Source organism: Nocardioides sp. CPCC 205120 (assembly GCF_048654585.1).
GTDB lineage: Bacteria > Actinomycetota > Actinomycetes > Propionibacteriales > Nocardioidaceae > Nocardioides.
Genome location: NZ_JBMCYY010000002.1, coordinates 514,441 through 536,006 on the forward strand (window position 1 = coordinate 514,441; position 21,566 = coordinate 536,006).

General features: G+C 74.3%; 19 protein-coding genes. All 19 read right to left on the reverse strand.

Annotation, left to right across the window (positions count from 1 at the left end; translation table 11 throughout):
* Positions 1 to 38 precede the first annotated feature (38 nt).
* Positions 39 to 509 carry a hypothetical protein gene (locus ACOACO_RS13475; RefSeq protein ID WP_420296786.1) on the reverse strand — a complete coding sequence of 157 codons (471 nt, stop codon included), beginning with the start codon at positions 507 to 509 and terminating at the stop codon, positions 39 to 41.
* A 94-nt stretch (positions 510 to 603) separates the two neighbouring features.
* On the reverse strand, positions 604 to 4,185 hold the full coding sequence (dnaE, locus tag ACOACO_RS13480) for a DNA polymerase III subunit alpha (protein ID WP_420296787.1): 3,582 nt from the start codon (positions 4,183 to 4,185) through the stop codon (positions 604 to 606).
* Positions 4,186 to 4,351: 166 nt separating this feature from the next.
* Positions 4,352 to 5,272, reverse strand: coding sequence for an RluA family pseudouridine synthase (locus ACOACO_RS13485; protein WP_420297238.1), 921 nt, complete (start codon positions 5,270 to 5,272; stop codon positions 4,352 to 4,354).
* Between the two features lie 8 nt (positions 5,273 to 5,280).
* Entirely contained in the window at positions 5,281 to 5,952 is a 672-nt protein-coding gene (lspA, locus tag ACOACO_RS13490) for a signal peptidase II (RefSeq protein ID WP_420296788.1), read from the reverse strand.
* Entirely contained in the window at positions 5,925 to 6,365 is a 441-nt protein-coding gene (locus tag ACOACO_RS13495) for a TraR/DksA family transcriptional regulator (protein WP_420296789.1), read from the reverse strand. Before ACOACO_RS13495 ends, lspA begins: the two co-directional genes overlap by 28 nt.
* A 189-nt stretch (positions 6,366 to 6,554) precedes the next feature.
* A complete protein-coding gene (locus ACOACO_RS13500) occupies positions 6,555 to 7,310 on the reverse strand; it encodes a DivIVA domain-containing protein (protein ID WP_420296790.1) in 756 nt (251 codons plus the stop codon).
* 94 nt (positions 7,311 to 7,404) lie between these two features.
* Positions 7,405 to 7,707, reverse strand: coding sequence for a YggT family protein (locus ACOACO_RS13505; RefSeq protein ID WP_420296791.1), 303 nt, complete (start codon positions 7,705 to 7,707; stop codon positions 7,405 to 7,407).
* 9 nt (positions 7,708 to 7,716) lie between these two features.
* Positions 7,717 to 8,262 carry a cell division protein SepF gene (locus tag ACOACO_RS13510; protein WP_420296792.1) on the reverse strand — a complete coding sequence of 182 codons (546 nt, stop codon included), beginning with the start codon at positions 8,260 to 8,262 and terminating at the stop codon, positions 7,717 to 7,719.
* A gap of 57 nt (positions 8,263 to 8,319) precedes the next feature.
* The gene (locus tag ACOACO_RS13515) at positions 8,320 to 9,045 is read right to left on the reverse strand and encodes a YggS family pyridoxal phosphate-dependent enzyme (protein WP_420296793.1); all 726 of its coding nucleotides are present in this window, start codon (positions 9,043 to 9,045) and stop codon (positions 8,320 to 8,322) included.
* On the reverse strand, positions 9,042 to 9,776 hold the full coding sequence (pgeF, locus tag ACOACO_RS13520; RefSeq protein ID WP_420296794.1) for a peptidoglycan editing factor PgeF: 735 nt from the start codon (positions 9,774 to 9,776) through the stop codon (positions 9,042 to 9,044). The genes ACOACO_RS13515 and pgeF overlap by 4 nt, the downstream gene beginning before the upstream one ends.
* An 18-nt stretch (positions 9,777 to 9,794) precedes the next feature.
* A complete protein-coding gene (gene ftsZ, locus ACOACO_RS13525) occupies positions 9,795 to 11,060 on the reverse strand; it encodes a cell division protein FtsZ (RefSeq protein ID WP_420296795.1) in 1,266 nt (421 codons plus the stop codon).
* Between the two features lie 216 nt (positions 11,061 to 11,276).
* Positions 11,277 to 11,993, reverse strand: a complete 717-nt coding sequence (locus ACOACO_RS13530) for a cell division protein FtsQ/DivIB (protein ID WP_420296796.1) — start codon at positions 11,991 to 11,993, stop codon at positions 11,277 to 11,279.
* The gene (gene murC / locus ACOACO_RS13535; protein ID WP_420296797.1) at positions 11,990 to 13,465 is read right to left on the reverse strand and encodes a UDP-N-acetylmuramate--L-alanine ligase; all 1,476 of its coding nucleotides are present in this window, start codon (positions 13,463 to 13,465) and stop codon (positions 11,990 to 11,992) included. Before murC ends, ACOACO_RS13530 begins: the two co-directional genes overlap by 4 nt.
* Positions 13,462 to 14,589, reverse strand: a complete 1,128-nt coding sequence (gene murG / locus ACOACO_RS13540; RefSeq protein ID WP_420296798.1) for an undecaprenyldiphospho-muramoylpentapeptide beta-N-acetylglucosaminyltransferase — start codon at positions 14,587 to 14,589, stop codon at positions 13,462 to 13,464. Before murG ends, murC begins: the two co-directional genes overlap by 4 nt.
* A 66-nt stretch (positions 14,590 to 14,655) precedes the next feature.
* Positions 14,656 to 15,906, reverse strand: coding sequence for a putative lipid II flippase FtsW (ftsW, locus tag ACOACO_RS13545; protein WP_420296799.1), 1,251 nt, complete (start codon positions 15,904 to 15,906; stop codon positions 14,656 to 14,658).
* Between the two features lie 20 nt (positions 15,907 to 15,926).
* On the reverse strand, positions 15,927 to 17,432 hold the full coding sequence (gene murD, locus ACOACO_RS13550) for a UDP-N-acetylmuramoyl-L-alanine--D-glutamate ligase (protein ID WP_420296800.1): 1,506 nt from the start codon (positions 17,430 to 17,432) through the stop codon (positions 15,927 to 15,929).
* Positions 17,429 to 18,505 carry a phospho-N-acetylmuramoyl-pentapeptide-transferase gene (gene mraY / locus ACOACO_RS13555; protein ID WP_420296801.1) on the reverse strand — a complete coding sequence of 359 codons (1,077 nt, stop codon included), beginning with the start codon at positions 18,503 to 18,505 and terminating at the stop codon, positions 17,429 to 17,431. Before mraY ends, murD begins: the two co-directional genes overlap by 4 nt.
* Positions 18,502 to 19,944, reverse strand: a complete 1,443-nt coding sequence (locus ACOACO_RS13560) for a UDP-N-acetylmuramoyl-tripeptide--D-alanyl-D-alanine ligase (RefSeq protein WP_420296802.1) — start codon at positions 19,942 to 19,944, stop codon at positions 18,502 to 18,504. Before ACOACO_RS13560 ends, mraY begins: the two co-directional genes overlap by 4 nt.
* Positions 19,941 to 21,566, reverse strand: a complete 1,626-nt coding sequence (locus ACOACO_RS13565) for a UDP-N-acetylmuramoyl-L-alanyl-D-glutamate--2,6-diaminopimelate ligase (protein ID WP_420296803.1) — start codon at positions 21,564 to 21,566, stop codon at positions 19,941 to 19,943. The genes ACOACO_RS13560 and ACOACO_RS13565 overlap by 4 nt, the downstream gene beginning before the upstream one ends.

Here is a 21,566-nt window from a genome sequence, read left to right on the forward strand (position 1 = left end):
TGGTGCGGTGGCCCCCTCGCCACCGCCCGGCCAGGAGACTAGTCGCCCCGGCGGGGCCAGAGCAGCAGCACCAGCGCCACGGCGCTCAGCGCGGCGGCCGGCATCGCGGCGTACGCACCCAGGCCCTCCACCTGCAGGTCGATGGCGACCCGGGACCCGTCGGCGCTGCGGGCGGCCACGTCCACCGGGTCCTCGGGGCCGAGCAGGTGGCCGAGCCACGCCGTCAGCACGCCCGCGGCGGCCGCGGCGAGGGCCGTCGTACCCAGGGCGAGCCAGGGGCGCGCGAGGTGGCGCGCGGCGACGACGGCACCGGCCAGGAAGCCGGCGACGGAGGCGACGACCAGGTACGACGCCGTGCCCGTGATGGAGCCCTCGATGCTGCGGGGGTCCCAGTAGAACTCCCCGCCCGAGGCGAACCCCGTGGCCGGGTGCCACCACCAGCTCCACAGCAGCGCGGCGACGACCGCCACCTCGGCGAACAGCCGCACCACCCGCAGGACGTCGGTCACGACCGGGGCCACCGCACCCGTCGGGCCGACGGCACCCGCCGGAGCGGTACGGCGCCTCCGCGCCGGCGCGGAGGTCGGCGGCGGGAGCAGCCGCTCAGCCACGCGACTCGGCCCCGCCGAGGCACCCCGGTCCGAGCAGCTGCTTGAGGTCGGCGAACAGCGCCGGGCTCGGCGTGACGCGCAGCCGGTCGTCGATGCGCAGCAAGGTCGTCGACTGGCGCGTCAGCAGCCGCAGGTGCACCTCCGACATCCCCGGGTGGGTGCCCAGCACGTCGCGCAGCTGGGTCACCACGGTGGGCGTGCAGCGCGTCGAGGGCAGCGTCAGCACCACCGGGCCGCCGGGGCCCTCCGCGAGGTCGGGCAGCGTGACCTCCTGGCCGCGGATCTCCGGCTGCTCCTTGTCCTTCGACAGGGCGCCCGAGACCCGGATGATCGAGTCGGGCACCAGGTGCTGGGCCACCAGCTGGTAGCTGCTGGGGAAGAACAGCACCTCGATGCCGCCCTCGAGGTCCTCGAGGGTGATCGTCGCCCAGGCGTCGCCCTTCTTGGTGATCTTGCGCTGCACCGAGGTGACGAGGCCGCTCACGGTGACGCGGGCGCCGTGCGGGCGCTCCTCGTCGAGCAGCAGCTGGCCGACGGTGCAGTCGGTGCCCTGGGAGAGCACGTGCTCCAGACCGAGCAGCGGGTGGTCGGAGACGTAGAGGCCGAGCATCTCGCGCTCGTGGCCCAGCAGCGTCATCTTGTCCCACTCGTCGATGTCGGGCAGCGCGACGCTCACGCCGAACGACCCGCCGCCGTCGTCCACGTCGTCGAGGCCGCCGAACAGCGAGTCCTGCCCGATGGCCTCGTTCTTCTTGATGTCGACGTACTGGTCGACGGCCATCTCGTGCACCGCGACGAGGGCGCGCCGCTTGTGCTTCATGTCGTCGAAGGCGCCCGCCTTGACCAGCGACTCGATGACCCGCTTGTTGCAGGCGCCGACCGGCACCTTCGCCATGAAGTCGTTGAAGTCGGTGAAGCGGCCCTTCTCCTCGCGCGCGCCGACGATCTGCTCCACCACGTTGGCGCCCACGTTGCGGATCGCGGTGAGGCCGAAGCGGATGTCGGTGCCGACCGGGGTGAAGTTGTGGGCGGACTCGTTGACGTCGGGCGGGAGCACCTGGATGCGCATCCGCCGGCACTCGTTGAGGTAGATGGCCGACTTGTCCTTGTCGTCCTTCACCGAGGTCAGCAGCGCCGCCATGTACTCGGCCGGGTAGTTCGCCTTGAGGTAGGCCGTCCAGTAGGACACCACGCCGTACGCCGCGGAGTGGGCCTTGTTGAAGGCGTAGTCGGAGAACGGGAGCAGGATCTCCCACAGGGCCGTGATGGCCTGCTGGGAGTACCCGCGCTCGAGCATGCCGGCCTGGAACCCGGCGTACTGCTTGTCGAGCTCCTCCTTCTTCTTCTTGCCCATGGCGCGGCGCAGGTTGTCGGCCTGTCCGAGGCTGAAGCCCGCCAGCACCTGGGCGATCTCCATGACCTGCTCCTGGTACACGATCAGGCCGTAGGTCTCGCCGAGCACCGTCTCGAGGGGCTTCTCGAGCTCGGGGTGGATCGGGTCGATGGGCTCGCGGCCGTTCTTGCGCCGCGCGTACTTGTTGTGGGAGTCCGCGCCCATCGGGCCGGGACGGTAGAGCGCGCCGACGGCCGAGATGTCGGCGAACTTGTCGGGCTTCATGCTGCGCAGCAGCGCCCGCATGGGCCCGCCGTCGAGCTGGAACACGCCGAGGGTGTCGCCGCGCGAGAGCAGCTCGTACGTCGCGGGGTCGTCGAACGGCAGGTCCTCGAGCACGACCGTCTCGCCGCGGTTCATCTCGATGTTCTTCAACGCGTCGTCGAGGACCGTGAGGTTGCGCAGCCCCAGGAAGTCCATCTTGACCAGCCCGAGCGACTCGCACATCGGGTAGTCGAACTGCGTGATGATCGCGCCGTCCTGCTCGCGCTTCATGATCGGCACGATGTCGACCAGGGGCTCGCTCGACATGATCACGCCGGCGGCGTGCACGCCCCACTGGCGGATCTGGCCCTCGAGGCCGACCGCCGTCTCGTAGATGGTGCGCACGTCGTGGTCGCTGGCGTGCAGGGCGCGGAACTCGCCGCCGTCGTTGTAGCGCTTGTGGCCCTCGTTGAAGAGCTCCTTGAGCGGCACGCCCTTGCCCATGATGTCGGGCGGCAGCGCCTTGGTGATGCGGTCGGAGACGGCGAAGCCGTAGTCGAGCACGCGCGCGGCGTCCTTGATCGCTTGCTTGGCCTTGATGCGCCCGAAGGTGGCGATGTAGGCCACCCGGTCGCTGCCGTACTTCTCCGAGACGTACTGGATGACCTCGGTGCGCCGACGCTCGTCGAAGTCGATGTCGAAGTCGGGCATCGAGGGACGCTCGGGGTTGAGGAACCGCTCGAAGATGAGGCCGTGCTCCAGGGGGCACAGGTCGGTGATCCGCAGCGCGTACGCCGCGATCGAGCCCGCGCCGGAGCCTCGGCCGGGGCCGACGCGGATGCCGTTGCGCTTCGCCCACTGGATGAAGTCGGCGACCACCAGGAAGTAGCCGCAGTAGCCCTTCGTCGCCACGACGGCGAGCTCCATCTCGACGCGGTCGCGCACCTCGGCGGTCAGCTTCTCGCCGGGGTAGCGGCTCTCGATGCCGCGCCAGACCTCCTTGCGGAACCAGGAGTCCTCGGTCTCGCCGGCCGGAACGTCGGCGCGCGCCATGTAGCCGCCGGTCGACTCGGTGAAGTCGACCGAGCAGCGCTCGGCGATCTCGAGGGTGTTGTCGCAGGCCTCGGGCATGCCGAAGCGGTCGGCCCACAGCTCGCGCATCTCCGCGGCGGACTTGATGTAGTAGCCGCCGCCGTCGAACTTGAGCCGGTTCGGGTCGGCCAGGCGCTTGCCCGACGCGACGCACACGAGGGCGTCGTGCGCCTCGGCGTCACCCGGGTTGTTGTAGTGCGAGTCGTTGGTGGCGACCGGCGGGATGCCGAGCTCCTTGCCCAGGCGCAGCAGGTCGTCGCGCACGCGCTTCTCGATGCTGATGTCGTGGTCCATCAGCTCGAGGAAGAAGTTCTCCTTGCCGAAGATCTCCTGGAACTCGGCCGCCGAGCGGCGCGCCTCGTCGTACTGCCCCAGCCGCAGGCGGGTCTGCACCTCGCCCGAGGGGCACCCGGTGGTGGCGATCAGGCCCTTGCTGTAGGTCTGCAGCAGCTCCCGGTCGGCGCGCGGCTTGTAGTAGTACCCCTCCAGGCTCGAGCGGGAGGACAGCCGGAACAGGTTGTGCATGCCCTCCGTGCTCGACGCCCACATCGTCATGTGGGTGTAGGCGCCGCCGCCCGCGACGTCGTCGCCGCCCTCCTCGGCCGTGCCGCCCTTGCCCCAACGCACCCGGCGACGCTCGCTGCGGTGGGTCTGGGGCGTGAGGTAGGCCTCGATGCCGATGATCGGGTTCACCCCGTGCTTGCGCGCCTTGGACCAGAAGTCGTAGGCGCCGTGCAGGTTCCCGTGGTCGGTCATCGCGATGGCCGGCATGCCGAGCTCCACCACCCGCGAGAACAGCCCGTCGAGCAGTGACGCCCCGTCGAGCATCGAGTACTCCGTGTGGACGTGGAGGTGGACGAACGAGTCGGATGATCCGGCGGCCATGGAGTTCAGCGCGCTCCTCGAGGACGGTGCAGCAGGACAGACGGGTGGTGCGGGCGGTGCGCGGGGAAGGAGGTCAGCCTACGCGACGCGACGTCCGTCATCGTGCCGTCGGGCACCGACGTTCCCGCGTCGCGCACGTCCCCGGCGCCGTCCTGCCCGCGCCCGCTCAGTGGCTGTCGCGCACGACCTCGAGGGCGTGGGCGAGGTCGTCGGGGTAGCCCGAGTCGTACGTCACGTACTCCCCCGAGCCCGGGTGCACGAAGCCGAGCCGCACGGCGTGCAGCCACTGGCGCTCGAGCCCGACGCGGCGCGCCAGCGTCGGGTCCGCGCCGTACGTCAGGTCGCCCACGCAGGGGTGCTTGAGGGCCGACATGTGCACGCGGATCTGGTGGGTGCGACCGGTCTCGAGGTGGACCTGCAGGAGGCTGGCGAACCGGTGGGCCTCGAGGGTCTCGTAGTGGGTCACGCTGGCGCGGCCGTCGGCCATCACGGCGAACTTCCAGTCCGAGCGCGGGTGCCGCCCGATGGGGGCGTCGACGGTGCCGGTGTGCGGGTCGGGGTGGCCCTGGACGAGCGCGTGGTAGGTCTTGTCGACCTCGCGGTTGCGGAAGGCGTTCTTCAGGCGCGAGTACGCCGTCTCCGACTTGCACACCACCATGACGCCCGAGGTGCCGACGTCGAGGCGCTGGACGATGCCCTGGCGCTCGGAGGCCCCGCTCGTGGCGATGCGGAAGCCCGCGCCGACGAGGTGGCCGACGACCGTCGGGCCCCGCCAGCCCGGCGAGGGGTGGACGGCGACGCCGACCGGCTTGTCGATCACGACGATGTCGTCGTCGTCGTGGATGATCCCGATGCCCTCGACGATCTCGGGCACGATCTCGAGCGGGTCGACCAGCGAGGGGATGGTGACCTCCAGCAGCGCACCGGCCACGACGCGGTCGGACTTCGCGACCGAGTCGCCGTCGAGCGCCACGTGACCCTCGGCGATCAGCTCGGCGGCCCGGGAGCGGCTCACGCCGAACATCCGGGCCATGGCGGCGTCGACGCGCTCCCCGGCCATGCCCTCGGGCACGAGCACCACGCGCAGGTCGGCGTTCACCGCGGGCCCTCCGTCGCGGGTCCGTCGGACCCCGGGGCCCCGTCGGCGGGGGCGGCGGCCGAGTCGTCGGCGGGGTCGTCGGCCGGGTCGTCGGCCGGGTCGCGGCGGTCGTCGTCGACGTGGCCGCCGTCGACCTTCACGCCGCGGAAGGCCTGCACGACGATGAGCGCGGCGGCGACGTTGATGCACATGTCGGCGACGTTGAACACGGGCCAGTTGGGCAGGGCGACCATGTCGACGACGTGGCCGTGGAACGGTCCCGGGTCGCGCAGCAGCCGGTCGGTCAGGTTGCCCGTCACGCCCGCCAGCAGCAGGCCGAGCGCGACGGCCCACAGCGCGCTGCCGAGGCGGCGGCTGACGACGAGCACGGCGACGGTCGCGACGATGGCCACGACGGTGAGCACGGGGGTCGCCCCCGTGCCGAGGCCGAAGGCCGCGCCGGGGTTGAACACGAGGCGGAGCACGAGCAGGTCGTCGACCAGCGCGACGGGGCCGTCCACCAGGTGGCGGAGCGCGAGCTCCTTCGTCGTCAGGTCGACGGCGTAGGCCGCGAGGGCCACCAGCAGGAACGCCGTCCAGGTGCGGCGCCGCCGGGACGACGGGGAGGACGGGGGCCGGTCTGGGTCGCCCGAGCCGCGGCTCAGCGACGCTCCTCGCGCTGCTTGCATGACACGCACAGTGTGGCACGCGGGAAAGCCATGACCCGCATCTTGCCGATCGGCCCCCCGCACGAGGCGCACACCCCGAGACGGCCCTCGCCGATGCGTCCGAGCGCCCGCTCCACCTGCTCCAGCGCGGTGCGCTCCGTGCTCACGAGGCTGAGCTCGTGGTCGCGCTCGAACGTCGACGCGCCGAGGTCGGCGGCGTCGGGACCCGCGCCGTCGCCCGCGTCGGCGAACAGGCCGGCGAGCTCCGCCTCCTGGGCCTCGATGCGGGCCCTCAGGGTCGCCGCGTGCTCCTGCAGCTCGGCGACGACCTCGTCGACCTCCGCACGCGTCCAGGGGTCGTCGCCCTCGGCGACCGGCAGCGCGGCCGGGTCGACCTCCCGCAGGCCGGTGTCGCCGGTCATCTCCTCGTTCACCACGTGCTCCTCCGAGTCGGTGTCCGAGGCGACGTGCCGTCGGCGTGCGAGGACCCTAGCCGCCCGGTCCGCACCGCTCAACCGTCCCGGCGAGCCGGCCGCCCCGTCGTACCGACGCGTGGCCCGGGACGACGAACGGCCGGCCACCCCGGGAGGGGTGACCGGCCGTGCGTGCCGCCGACGTGCTGCTCAGGCCTCGTCGTCGCCGAGGATCGAGCGCAGCCGCTTCGGGGCGGCCGAGCTGTCGGCCACGGGCGCGGCGTCGCCGCCACCACCGAGGGCCTCGAGCTGCTGCGTGAAGTAGGTCTTGAGGCGCGAGCGGTACTCCCGCTCGAAGGAGCGCAGGCGCTCCACCTCGCCGTTGAGCTTGTCGCGCTCGCGCTCCAGGTCGCCGAACATCTGCTGGCGACGCTCGGCGGTCTCGGTGTCGAGCATCTGCGAGCGGGTGCGGGCGTCGGCCTCCATGCGGTCGGCCTTGGTCTTGGCCTCGCCCTCGAGACGCTCCGCCTTGGTGCGGGCCTCGCCGATGATGCGGTCGGCCTCGTTCTTGGCGTCGTCGACGAGCTCGTCGGCGTTGCGCGTGGCGATCTCGAGGAGGCGGGCCGCGGCGTTCGACGCCTGCGGGACCGTCTCGACGCGGATCGTCTCGACACCACCGGACGGGGCGGCAGCGGCCACCACCGGGGCGGGCGCCGGAGCGGGAGCGGGAGCAGGCGCGGGGGCCGGCGTCGGCTCGGGCGCCTTCTCGAACACCGGCGCGGGAGCAGGAGCGCCCGACTGCGCGGCGCTGAGCTTGGCGCGCAGGTCCTCGTTCTCCTTCGTGAGACGGGCCAGCTCGGCCTCGACCTCGTCGAGGAACTGGTCGACCTCACCCATGTCGTAGCCCTCGCGGAGCCGGACAGGAGTGAAGCGCTTGTTGCTCACGTCCTCAGGCGTCAGTGGCATGACCACACCCATTCATCTCGTCGGCTTGCAAAACACGTCTCTGCGCAACACTAGCGCCTCAACTCCCCCACGGGTCACTCGACCGTCGCGGAGGTCAGGCGCTCAGCAGCGTCGCACGGTTCACCTGGAGGAGCAGCATGCTCGCCACCAGGACGATCAGGAAGCTGAGGTCCAGCGCCACCCCGCCCAGGCGCAGCGGCGGGATGACCTTGCGCAGCGCCTTGATCGGGGGGTCCGTCACCGAGTAGACGGCCTCGAGGACGACCAGCAGCACGCCCCTGGGCTCCCACGACCGGGCGAAGACCTGCACCCAGTCGACGACGAAGCGGATCCACAGCATGGCGATGAAGACGAACAGGACGCCCTCGACGACCTGCCCGATGATGTTCGCGGTCAACGTGCGGCGTCAGCTCTGGTTGAAGAAGCCGCCGCTGACGATGCGCGCCTTGTCCTCGGCGGCGACCGTCACGTTCGGGGGCGAGAGCAGGAAGACCTTGTTCGTCACGCGCTCGATCGTGCCACGCGTCGCGAAGACCAGGCCGGCGGCGAAGTCCACGAGCCGCTTGGCGTCGCTGTCGTCCATCTCCGAGAGGTTCATGATCACCGGGATGCCGTCGCGGAAGTTCTCGCCCACGGTGCGCGCCTCGTTGTAGGTGCGCGGGTGCAACGTGATGATCCGCGACAGCTCGGCGACCTGGCTGACGGGCGCGGCCGCGACCTGGGCGCGGCGGCGCTCGGCGAGGTCGGCGACGGGGGCCGGGGCGGCCTCGGCCGGACGACGACGCGCCGGGCGCTCCTCGCGCACGTCGGAGTGGTCGCGCTCGTCGCGCGCCTCACGGACGTCGCGCTCGTCCCGCTCGTCGGAGTGACCGTCGATCTCGTCGTACTCGTCGTACCCCGGGTCCTCGAGCAGACCGAGGTACTCGCCGATCTTGCGCATCGCGCCGCTCATGCTGACTTCCTCAGGAGTTGTGGCACACCACGGGGGCGCGCTCGGTTGGATCGGACACTACTGGACACGGGGCCTCGCTCCGAGGACCGCGCTGCCGACACGCACGTGTGTCGCCCCGGCCGCGACGGCCTCCTCGAGGTCGCCGCTCATGCCGGCCGACAGCACCGTCGCGCCGGGGTGGTCGGCCCGCACGCGGCCCGCCTGCTCCGCCAGCCGCGCGAAGGCCGCCGCGGGGTCCTCCCCCAGCGGCGCGACCGCCATGAGACCCGCCAGGCGCAGCCCGTCGGTGCCCGCGAGGGCGTCGCACAGCTCCGCGACCTGCTCCGGCGGGCAGCCCGCGCGGTGCGCGGCCCCGGGCGGGTCGAGGCTCACCTGCACGAGGCAGTCGAGCGGCCCGTCCACGTCCCGCTCGGCCCGTCCCCGGGCCAGCGGGGCGAGCAGCTTGGCCCGGTCGACGGACTCGACGACGTCGGCGTACGCCGCCACCGCCGCCGCCTTGTTGCTCTGCAGGCCGCCGATGAAGTGCCACCTCAGCCCCAGGTCGGCACAGTCGGCCGCCTTGGCGGCGGCCTCCTGGTGGCGGTTCTCGCCGACGTAGCCCACCCCGAGCCCGGCCAGGAGCCGCACGTCGGAGGCGGGGAAGAACTTCGTGACGACGACGAGCTCGACCTCGTCGGTGCGGCCGGCCGCGCGGGTGGCGGAGGCGATCCGCTCGCGCACCGTCGCCAGGCCCGCCGCGAGCTCCGCGCCGCGACCGGTGGGCTCCTCGTCGCCGGTGCTCACGCGACCACCTGCACGAGGCCGGCCAGGCGGCCCGCGGTGGCGCCGTCCCGGCGGTGGGACCACAGGTCGGCGTCCTCCATCGTGCACCTGCCCACCTCGACGACGTCGTCGACGCCCGCGGCGGCGAGCTGCGTCCGGACGGCCGCGCCGAGGTCGAGCGCTGGCGTGCCCCACGACGTCGTGGCCGCTGCGGCCGGGACGACCGCGGCCACCTCGTCGCGCAGGGCGGCGGGCACCTCGTAGCAGCGCCCGCAGACGTGCGGACCCACCCACGCGCGGACCTCGCCCGCCCCGGCGGCGCGCAGGGCGGCCACCGTCGCGGGCACCACGCCCGAGCGCATGCCCTCGCGACCCGCGTGCGCCGCGGCGACGGCACCACCGGCCGGGTCGGCCAGGAGCACCGGGACGCAGTCCGCGACCCGCACGAGCAGGGCGACGCCCGGCTGGGCGGTCACGATGCCGTCGGCCTCCGGGACCTCGGAGGCTCCGCCACCCGTCCCGTCCGCACCGTCGTCGCCGACCGTCACGACGCTCGCGCCGTGCACCTGCCGCATGCCGCGCACGACCCGGGCCCCGAGCTCGGAGCGCACCGACTCCAGGTCGGCCCGCACGTCGCCGACGGCGGCGGCCGGCGGGGTGCCGGGCAGGGAGAGGTTGAACGGGCGCGCGTCGTGGCGGGCCGAGGTGAAGGCCACCTCGACCCGCCCGACGCGCTCACGGAAGACGAACACCGGCTGCGGACGCCCCGCTCACTTCAGGAAGTCGGGCACGTCCAGGTCGTCGTCGAAGTCGACCTGGGGCGCCTGCTGGGCCGGGCGGGGGGCACCGACGGGCACCGACGGGCGCTCGTTCGGCTGGGGCGGCAGCGGACGCTGGTCGGCGCGCTGGGGCTCGGCGGAGTACGCCGGCTGCCGCGGCTGGGCGGGCTGCTGCGGGGCCGGCTGCTGGTGGGCCGGCTGCTGGGGGGCCCGCTGGGCCGGCGCCTGCTGCACGGGCGCCGCCTGCGGCGCCGGGGCGGCCTGCTCGCGGCCGCGGCCGAGCACCGCGCCCTCCTCGCGCTTCTTCGGCACGCCGCCGTCGAAGCCGGCGGCGATGACGGTCACGCGCACCTCGTCGCCGAGGGCGTCGTCGATCGTCGCGCCGAAGATGATGTTGGCCTCGGGGTGCACCGCGTCGGCCACGAGCGCCGCGGCCTCGTTGATCTCGAACAGACCGAGGTCGGAGCCGCCCGAGATCGAGAGCAGCACGCCGTGCGCGCCGTCGATCGAGGCCTCGAGCAGCGGCGAGGACACGGCCATCTCGGCGGCGGCGACCGAGCGGTCGTCGCCCCGGGCGGAGCCGATGCCCATGAGCGCGGAGCCGGCGTTGGCCATCACGGACTTCACGTCCGCGAAGTCCAGGTTGATGAGGCCCGGCGTGGTGATGAGGTCCGTGATGCCGGAGACGCCCTGCAGCAGCACCTGGTCGGCCTGCTTGAAGGCGTCGAGGACCGACACGTTGCGGTCGCTGATCGACAGCAGCCGGTCGTTGGGGATCACGATGAGGGTGTCGACCTCCTCGCGGAGCGCCGCGATGCCCTCCTCCGCCGAGCCCGCGCGGCGGCGGCCCTCGAACATGAAGGGGCGCGTGACGACACCGATGGTCAGCGCGCCGAGCGAGCGGGCGATGCGGGCCACGACGGGCGCGCCGCCCGTGCCGGTGCCGCCCCCCTCGCCGGCCGTCACGAACACCATGTCGGCGCCCTTGATGACCTCCTCGATCTCGTCCGAGTGGTCCTCGGCGGCCCGGGCCCCGACGTCGGGGTTGGCGCCGGCACCGAGGCCGCGCGTCAGCTCGCGGCCGATGTCGAGCTTCACGTCCGCGTCGCTCATGAGGAGCGCCTGCGCGTCGGTGTTGATGGCGATGAACTCGACGCCCTTGAGCCCGACCTCGATCATCCGGTTGACGGCGTTGACGCCGCCGCCGCCGATGCCGACGACCTTGATCACGGCCAGGTAGTTCTGCGCTGCTGCCACGGCGGCCTCGCCTCTCACGTTCGTTGGGTGGACGGTCCCTGCTCGAGGTCTCAACTGTCACCCTCAGGTAGAGGGTTATAGTTATGTCAACCTCGTCGTGCTGACGACAGTAGGGTCGGCGGCACCGAGGATCCGGGAGGCACGCCGCGCGTGTCGCGCGTGTCGGCTCGCGGCGGGCTGGCCGACGGGTTCCGGCGGGGACGGCAGGTGGGCCGGTCAGCGCGTGGTCGGGCGGCTGGGCACGCTGACGTCGTACTCCTCGACCTCGAGCCCCTGGGCCAGCAGCACGTCGAGCACCTCGCCCTTCGCGGCGGACTCCTCCGCGCTCCCCCACACGACGACCGCGCCGTCGCGCAGCTCCAGGGTGATCTCGTCGACCGTCACCGCCGTGATGGTGGCGACCTGCGCCGCCGTCTGCGCCGGCATGGCCCCGACGACGCGGGCGACCTCGCGCACGGCCTCGTCCCCCGCGGCGGGGTCGAGCTGGACGACGGGCACGTCGGGGGGCAGCTCGTCGTACGAGCGGAAGGCGACGCCGTCGGCGTCCACGCCGCGCAGGCTGGTGCCGCGCTCGACGACCGCGACCACCTCGCGCTCCGTCACCGCGATGCGCACCCCGTCGGGCCACGCCCGGGTGACCTCGACCTGGGAGACGGCCGCGAGCGCGTCCACGCGGCGGCTGATCGCGTCCAGGTCGACGCGCGCCAGCGGCCGGCCCTCGGGCACGTCGGCGACGGCGCGCACCTCGTCGACGGTCAGCACCCGCGTGCCGTCCACCTCGACCGTGGCCACGGCGAGCACCGAGGAGAAGAAGACGAGCCACACGAGCGCCGCGGCGGCGGCCAGCACGCTGCCGACCACCGCCACCCACCGCCACGCCGACCAGCGGCGCCGCCAACGTCGGCGCTCGAACAGCAGGCGGGTGTCGCTCACGCCGTCCCCGACGGCGCGCCCGTGCCCGTCCGGAGCAGGTCGAGCACCTGGGGGCCGACGGTCGTGATGCTGCCGGCGCCGAGGGTAAGCACGACGTCGCCGGGACGCGCCCGGCGCACCAGCTCGGCCGCGACGTCGTCGAGGGCGGGCACGAGGGCGACCGCCTCGGCGGGCAGCGGGACCGCGCCCGCCACGAGCGCACCGGTGACGTCGGGGTCCGCCTCCTCCCGCGCGAGGTAGACGTCGGTGACGACGACCTCGTCGGCCGCGCCGAGGGCCTCGCCCATCGCCGTGCCGAAGATGCGCGTGCGCGACACGAGGTGGGGCTGGAAGGCCACGACGACCCGGCCCTCCCCCGCGACCGAGCGGGCGGCCTGGAGGTCGCCGGCGATCTCGACGGGGTGGTGGGCGTAGCTGTCGTAGACGCGCACGCCGGCCACCTCGCCCTTGGCCTCCATCCGCCGCCGGGTGCCGGTGAAGGACCCGAGCCCCGCCCGCAGCGCGTCGGCGTCGTGGCCGAGCAGCAGGCCGGTGGTGAGCGCGAGGGCCGCGTCGAGCACGTAGTGGCGCCCGGGGATGCGCAGCTCGACGGGCCCGACCGGGCCGCTCACCGCCCCGCCCACGAGCCCGGCGGCCGGTCCGTCCGCGGCGGGCACCAGCGTGAAGGTGGAGCGCGTGCCGGCGAACTGCACGTCCTCGACCCGGAGGTCGGCGCCGGCCGACTCGCCCACGCCGACGGCGCGGATGCCGCGGTCGCGGGCCGTGGCCAGCAGCGCCGCCGCGCCCGGGTCGTCGACGCAGGCCACCAGGAGGCCGCCGGGCTCGATGCGGCCGAGGAACTCGTCGAAGGCCGCGCGGTAGGCGGCCTCGCTGCCCCACACGTCGAGGTGGTCGGCCTCGACGTTCGTCACGACCGCCACGTGGGGGGTGTAGACGAGGAACGCGCCGTCGCTCTCGTCGGCCTCGGCCACGAAGAGGTCGCTGCTGCCGTCGTGGGCGTTCGTGCCCGTCTGCGCGAGCTCGCCCCCCACGGCGTACGACGGGTCCGCGCCCGCCGCGACGAGCGCGGTCGTCAGGAGCGAGGTGGTGGTGGTCTTGCCGTGCGTGCCGGCGACCGCCAGGACGCGGCGGTCGGCCATCACGGCGGCGAGGCCCGCGGAGCGGGGCAGCACGCGCAGCCCGCGCTCGTAGGCGGCGACGACCTCCGGGTTGTCCTCGCGCACGGCGGTGGAGACGACGAGCGTGTCGGCGTCGCCGACCTGCTCGGCGGCGTGGCCCACGTGCACCCGCGCCCCCGCGGCGGCGAGCGCGTCGAGCACGGGCGACGGGGCTCCGTCGCTGCCCGACACCGTGACGCCGCGCGCGAGCATGATGCGGGCGATGGCGGACAGGCCGGCACCGCCGATGCCGACGAAGTGCACGGCGCCCAGCCGGTCGACCGGCAGGATCTCGTCGGGGACGGGGACCCTCATCGCTGCCCTCCCCCGGCCGACCCGATACGGCGTCCCGCGCGGCGGCGGGGCGCGGCCGCGGCCTCGGCGACGAGGTCGGCGAGGCGGTCGTCCGCGTCGCGCGGGATGAGCCCGGCGGCCACGGCGCCCATGCGCGCCAGCCGCTCGGGGTCGTTCGCGAGACCCGGCACGGTGGCCGCGATCCACTCCGGCGTCAACGCGCCGTCGGCGACGAGCAGCGCACCGCCGGCGTCGACGACGGGCCGAGCGTTGAGCTCCTGCTCGCCGTTGCCGATGGGCAGCGGCACGAAGACGGCCGGCAGGCCGACGGCGGCCGCCTCGGTGACGCTGGAGGCGCCCGAGCGGCAGAGCACGAGGTCCGCGCTCGCGTAGGCCAGGTCCATCCGCTCGACGAAGTGCTCCACCACGTAGGGCACGCCGTCGACGCGGGCCGGCTCGGCCTCGCCCTTGGGGCCGACGACGTGGAGCACCTGCACGCCGGCGGCGCCCAGGGCGCCCGCCGACGCGGCGACCGACTGGTTGAGCCGGCGCGCGCCCTGGGAGCCGCCCGTCACCAGCAGCACCGGGAGGTCGGGGCGCAGGCCGAAGGTCTCGCGCGCCTCGCCGCGCAGCGCCGCCCGGTCGAGGGTGGAGACCATGCGGCGGATGGGCAGCCCGACGTACGTCGCCCGCGGCAGCGGGGTGTCGGGGAAGCTGACGGCGACCCGGTCGGCGACCCGGGCCCCGACCTTGTTGGCGATGCCGGGCAGCGCGTTCTGCTCGTGCACGACGAGCGGCAGCCGGCGGCGTCGGGCGGCCAGGTAGACGGGCATCGAGACGTAGCCGCCGTAGCCCACCACCACGTCGGGGGCGAAGCGGTCGATGACGGCGCCGGCCTCGCGGACCGCGGCGCGCAGGCGGCCGGGCACCCGGGCGAGGTCCGCGCCGGGGCGTCGCGGCAGCGGCACCGGCGGGATGAGGGCGAGCTCGTGGCCGGCCGCCGGCACCACCCGCGTCTCGAGCCCGCGCGCGGTGCCCACGCACAGCACCTGCGTCGCGGGGTCGCGCCGCAGCAGGGCGTCGGCGGTGGCGAGCAGCGGGGAGGTGTGGCCGGCAGTCCCTCCGCCGGCGAGCAGCACACGCATTCTCAGGGCCTTCCTGGGTCCTCGGGGATCCACCGGTCCCGGTGGACCGGTCGGGAGATCGGTCGTTCAGCGCGCCCGGCGCCGCGCCTCGAGGGCCGCGGCCGCCCCCGGCTCGCGGCGGGCGAACGTGATGAGCAGGCCCAGCGCGACGAGGGAGGGCACCAGTGCGGACCCACCGTAGGAGACGAGCGGGAGCGGGATGCCGATGACCGGGAGCAGGGTGAGCACCATGCCCAGGTTGATCATCGCCTGGCCCAGCAGCCACACGACGATGCCGAAGCCCGCGTAGCGCACGAACGGGTCGGCGGTGGTGCTGGCGACCCGGATCGCGGCGAAGGCGACGGTGAGGAAGAGCGCGAGCACCAGCAGGGTGCCCACCAGGCCCAGCTCCTCGCCGAGCACGGCGAAGATGAAGTCGGTGTGCGCCTCGGGCAGGTCGCCCCACTTCTGCTGGCTGGCCCCGATCCCCTGGCCGAGGAAGCCCCCGGACGAGAGGGCGAACAGGCCGTGGGCGGGCTGCCAGCCGGCGTCGTGGAAGTCGGCGAACGGGTCGAGGAAGTTCGTGATGCGCTTGACCCGCTCCGCGCTCGTCGTCGCCAGGACGACCACCCCGACCGCGACGATCGACAGGGCGAGCGCGAAGAACCGCAGCGGCGCCCCCACGACCCACAGCATCGCCAGCAGGATGGCGAGCAGCACGAGCGCCGTGCCCAGGTCGCGCTGCAGCAGCACCAGCACGATGATGAGGCCGACGACCGGGACGACCGGGACGAGCATGTGGCGCACGCGGTCGAGCACCCGCTCCTTGTTGGCGTAGACGTCCGCGGCCCACAGCACGATCGTCAGCTTCGCGAGCTCCGAGGGCTGGATCTGCACGGGTCCCAGCGCCAGCCAGTTCTTGTTGCCGTTCACCTCGACGCCGAGGCCCGTCTGGGTCAGGGCCAGCAGCACGAGCACGACGGGCAGGGCCAGCCAGGTCGCCCGCCGTACCACCCGCATCGGCAGGCGCGCGACCACGAGCGCGACGACCAGGCCGATCGCCGCCCACATCAGCTGGCGGCGCACGACGCCGTAGGAGTCGCCGGTGAGGCGGTAGGAGTAGACGCTCGAGGCGCTCAGCACCATGACGAGGCCGATGGTGAGCAGCAGCGCCGAGGCGCCGAGCAGCAGGTAGTACGACGTCAGCGGCCGCTCCAGGGAGCGCCGCAGCGGCTCGGTCCAGGCGAACCGCCCGCGGGCGGCCGTGGCCTGCTCCCCCGGGTCGGCGGACGCGCCCGGGCGTCCGCGGCGGACGGGAGGCTCCTGCGTGGTGGTCACCGCGGTCCTCCCTCCCGGCCTCAGCCGCCCTGTGGTCCCTGCCCTGCCGGTCCTGCCTGTCCCGCGTGGCCCGCCTGTCCGCGGCGTCGCACGGCGGCCGCGAACGCGTCGCCCCGCGCGCCGTAGTTGGCGAACATGTCCATGGAGGCGCAGCCGGGGGCCAGCAGCACGGTGTCGCCGGGCTCGGCGATCCGGGCGGCGGCCCCGACGACGGCCTCCATGGGCGCGTCGGTGGAAGTCTCCTGGTCGCCGAGCACGATGAGCGGGACATCCGGCGCGTGTCGCGCGAGCGCGTCCGCGATCACGTCGCGGTCGCGGCCGTAGACCACCGCGCCCCGCAGGCGCGTCCGCACGGCCTGCACGAGGTCGTCGAACCGGGCCCCCTTGGCGAGCCCGCCGGCGACCCACACGACCGGGTCGTAGGCCTGCAGCGAGGACCGCGCCGCGTGCGGGTTCGTGGCCTTGGAGTCGTCCACGTAGCGCACCCCTGCGACCTCGCCGACCTCGGCGATGCGGTGGCCGTCGGGCCGGAACGAGCGCAGCCCGTCGCGCACCGCCTGCTGGGAGACGCCGTGGGCGCGGGCCAGCGCGGCCGCGGCGAGCGCGTTCGCGACGAAGTGCGGCGCGGGCGACGCGAGGTCCGCGATCGTGCAGAGCTCGGCGGCGCTGGTGTCGCGCTCGGTGACGAACGCGCGGTCGGCCAGGATGTCCTCCACCAGGCCGACCATGCCGACGGCCGGCGTGCCGAGGGTGAACCCGATGGCCCGCGCGCCCTCCACCACGTCGGCGTCGCGCACCATCTGCTCGGTGGCGGCGTCGGCGACGTTGTAGACGCACGCCCGCTGGACCTGCTCGTAGATGCGGGCCTTGTCCGCGGCGTACGCCGTCATGTCGGGGTACCAGTCGAGGTGGTCCTCCGCGAGGTTGAGCACGGCGGCCGACTCGGCGCTCATCGAGCGCGTGTAGTGCAGCTGGAAGCTGGAGAGCTCGACGGCGAGCACGTCGTACCCCTCGGGGTCCATCACGGCCTCGACGACCGGGCGGCCGACGTTGCCGACCGCGGCGCTGCGCAGGCCCGCCGCCCGCAGGATGGCGTCGAGCATCTGCACGGTGGTGGTCTTGCCGTTGGTGCCCGTGACGGCGAGCCAGGGCGCCGGGCGCTCGAGGTCCCGCAGGCGCCACGCCAGCTCGACCTCGCCCCAGACCGGTACGCCGCGCGCGGCCGCCTGCGCCAGCAGCGGGGCGTCGGGGCGCCAGCCGGGCGAGGTGACGAGCACGTCGACGTCGTCGGGCAGCGTGCTCGTCGCGCCCTCGCCGAGGTGGACGGTCGCGCCGAGGACCTCGAGGAGCTCCGCCCTCTCGGGACGGTCGCCGGCCGTGGACTCGTCGAGGGCCACGACCTGCGCGCCGAGGTGGTTGAGGGTGTCGGCGGCGGCGAAGCCGGACACCCCGAACCCGGCCACGACGGCCCGCACGCCGTCCCAGGAGTCGGCCCGACCCAGGTCCGCGGGGTCGCGCCGGGTCACAGGTTCGCCACCCACTCCGCGTAGAAGATGCCGGTGCCGGCGGCGACGAAGATGCCGGTGATGATCCAGAAGCGGATCACCACGGTGACCTGCTCCCAGCCCAGCATCTCGAAGTGGTGGTGCAGCGGGGCCATGCGGAACAGGCGCTTGCCCTTCGTGGCCTTGAAGAAGCCCACCTGCAGCATCACCGAGAGGGTCTCCAGCAGGAACAGGCCGCCCAGGATCACCAGGAGCAGCTCGGTGCGCGTGAGGATCGCGAGACCGGCGAGCGCACCGCCGAGGGCCAGCGAGCCGGTGTCGCCCATGAAGATGCGGGCCGGCGACGCGTTCCACCACAGGAAGCCGAAGCAGGCGCCGGTGATGGCGGCCGCGATGATCGCCAGGTCGAGCGGGTCGCGCACCTCGTAGCAGTAGCCGCCGTCCTGGCCGGGCTGGCACAGCTGGTTGAACTGCCAGATGTTCACGAGCGTGTAGGCGCCGAACACCATCGTGGCCGAGCCCGCCGCGAGCCCGTCGAGGCCGTCGGTGAGGTTCATGCCGTTGCTGGTGCCCGCGATGATCAGCCAGATGAAGAGGACCGCGACGATCCACGGCAGGGACAGCCACGCGATGTCGCGCAGGAACGAGACGTTCGTCGAGGCGGGCGTGCGGCCGTTGGCCCCGGACTCCAGCCACGGCGACAGCGCCAGTGCACCGAAGGTGAGCGCGATGACCGTCTGGCCGATCATCTTCGCCTTGCTCCGCAGCCCCAGGCTGCGCTGCTTGTAGATCTTGATGAAGTCGTCGAGGAACCCGACCATGCCGAGCCCGACGAAGAGGAACAGCAGCAGCCACGCCGAGGCGGACGGCGGCGTCCACGTGATCAGCTTCGCCACCAGGTAGCCGAGCACGGCCGCCAGGATGATGACGATGCCGCCCATCGTGGGCGTGCCCCGCTTCGTGTGGTGCGACGTCGGTCCGTCGTCGCGGATCTCCTGGCCGTACCCCTTCGCCGACAGCACGGTGATCGCCACCCGTGTGCCGAGCAGCGAGAGGATGAGGGCCAGCCCACCCCCGAGCAGGATCGCTCTCACGTCGTCGGTCCTTCCTCTCCCGTCACCGGCCCGGCCAGCAGGCCGTCGGCCACCACCTCGAGCGCCGCACCTCGCGACGCCTTGACGAGCACCACGTCGCGGGCCGACACATTCTCGCCCAGCCACCGCAGCGCCTCGTCGCGCGTCGACGTGACGAACGACTCAGGGGCGCCGGGGTCCCGCCGGTCGGCGGTGCCGGCGCCCGGTACCGCACCGGCGACGATCCAGCCGGCCGGGCCGTCGGTCTCGCCGACGGCCAGCACGACGTCCACGCCGCTCGCTGCGGCCAGCGCGCCGAGCGCCCGGTGCTCCGCCTCGGCCCCGTCGCCCAGCTCGCGCATCTCCCCCAGCACCGCGACCGCCCGGCCGCCCGGCCGCTCGGCGGCGATGGCCACCAGCGTCCGGACCGCGGCCGCCATCGAGGCCGGGTTGGCGTTGTAGGCGTCGTTGACCACGACGAGGCCGTCCGCGCGCTCCGTGACCTCCATGCGCCAGCGCGAGCGGCTGCCGGCGCCGTCCAGCGCGGCCACCGCGTCGGTGAAGGGCACGCCGGCGGCCACGGCGAACGCGACGGCGGCCGCCGCGTTGGCGACCTGGTGCGCACCCGAGGCGGCGAGCGACAGCGGGACCCACGTGCCGGCGTACCCCAGCTCGACGCGGGGGCGGCCCAGGGCGTCGAGCCGCAGGTCGCGCCACGCCACGTCCCCGGCCTCGCCGAAGGTCAGCACCGGTGCCTGCGTGCGCGCCGCCATCGCGGCGGTGCGGTGGTCGTCGGCGTTGAGCACGGCGCGTCCGTCGGCGCCGAGCGCCTCGACGATCTCGCCCTTGGCGACGGCGATGTTCTCGACCGAGCCGAACTCGCCCACGTGCGCCGAGCCGACGTTGAGCACGCCGGCCACCCGCGGGGGCGCGATCGTGCAGAGGTAGGCGATGTGGCCGATCCCCCGCGCGCCCATCTCGACGACGAGGAAGCGGGTGTCGGCGTCGGCGCGCAGCACGGTGAGCGGCACGCCCAGCTCGTTGTTGAGGTTGCCGGCCGTCGCCACCGTGGGGCCGGCGGCGGACAGCACCTGCTCCAGGTAGTCCTTGACCCCGGTCTTGCCCTGGCTGCCGGTGACGGCCAGGACGGTCGCGCCGGGCAGGCGGCCCAGGACGGCGTGCGCGAGCCGGCCGAGCGCGACGGCGCCGTCCGGCACCACCACGGCGGGCACCCCGACGGAGCGCTCGGCGAGGACGGCGGCCGCGCCCCCCGCGACCGCGGCCGCGGCGTAGTCGTGCCCGTCGACCCGCTCGCCGGGCAGGGCGACGAACAGGCCGCCGGCCGGCACGGCGCGGCTGTCGAGGGAGGCGGCGCCGGTGACGACGACGTCGGCCGCCCCCGGCGGGTCGACGCGCCCGCCCGTGGCGGCGGCGACCTCGGCGAGCGTGAGCGGGATCATCGGCGCGGCTCCTGGACGTCGGCCTCGGCGAGCAGCGCCGCCACCTCCTGCGCGGCGACGACCCGGTCGTCGAAGGGGTGCACGGTGCCGTCGACCTCCTGGCCGGTCTCGTGGCCCTTGCCGGCCACGACCACGATGTCCCCGGGCGCCGCGAGCCGTACGGCGGCGCGGATGGCCGCGCGCCGGTCGCCGACCTCGAGCACCTCGGCGGTGGACCCGGCCTCCCGCGCACCGGCCAGGACCGCGGCGCGGATGGCCGCGGGGTCCTCGGTGCGGGGGTTGTCGTCGGTCACCACGAGCACGTCGGCCAGCTCGGCGCCGAGGCGGCCCATCACGGGGCGCTTGCCCGTGTCGCGGTCGCCGCCCGCACCCAGCACGAGCACGAGCCGGCCGGCAGTGAGGGGACGGAGGGTGCCCAGCGCGGCCTCGATGGCGTCCGGCTTGTGGGCGTAGTCGACGACGAGGGTGAAGGGCTGGCCGGCGTCGACCCGCTCGAGCCGGCCCGGGACGCCCCCGGACGCGGCGAGGCCCGCGGCCACCCGCTCCGGGTCCTGCCCCGCCTCGACGAGGGCGGCCAGCGCGGCCAGCGCGTTGGCGACGTTGAAGCCGCCCGGCAGCGCCACGGCGGTCTCGACGCGCACCCCGTCCGGGCCCCGCACCGTGAACCGGGAGCCCTCGGCCAGGGCGACGACGTCCTCGACCCACCAGTCGGCGGCGGTCCCCGCCCGCACCGAGAAGGTCCGCACCTCCAGGCCCGCGGCACCGGCCAGGTCGACCAGGCGCCGGCCGTGCTCGTCGTCGACGTTGACGAGGGCGCGCCGGGCGCGCTCGGCGGTGAAGAGGGACGCCTTGGCCGCGAAGTACTCCTCCACGTCCGCGTGGAAGTCGAGGTGGTCGCGCCCCAGGTTGGTGAAGACGGCGACGTCGAACACGACGCCGTCCACGCGGCCCAGCACGAGGGCGTGGCTGGAGACCTCCATCGCGCACACCTCCACCTCGGCCTCGACCATGCGGGCGAACAGGCCGTGCAGGTCGGGCGCCTCGGGGGTGGTGAGCGCGGTCGCGACGTCGGTGCCGCGCACCCGGGTGCCGACGGTGCCGACGACGGCGGCCGGCACCCCGGCGGCCGTCAGCGCCGCCTCCGCGAGGCGGGTGGTCGTGGTCTTGCCCTGCGTGCCGGTGACGGCGACGGTCGACATGCGGGCGGCGGGCTCGCCGTACACCCGCGCGGCGACGCGGCCCAGCACGGAGCGGGGCGTCGGCACGACGAGCACCGGCACCTCCGCTGTCGACGGCGCGGTCGGGGAGGTCAGGGGTACGGCGGAGCGCACCCGCGCGGCGCCGTCGGCGTCGGTGAGCACGGCGACGGCCCCGGCGGCGAACGCCTCGGCGGCGAAGTCGGCGCCGTGCGCGCGGGCGCCCGGCAGCGCGACGTACAGGTCACCGGGCAGCACCCGGCGCGAGCTGAGGGTGACCCCGGTCAGGGCCGGGTCGGCGGCGGGCGCGGCGGCCCCCACCAGGGCCGCGACGTCTGCGAGCGCGACCGGCGCGGTGGTGCGCGGCCGGGCCGCCGCGACGGCGTCGTCGGGTGACGGCGGGGTCGTGGGGGGCGTCGAGGTCAT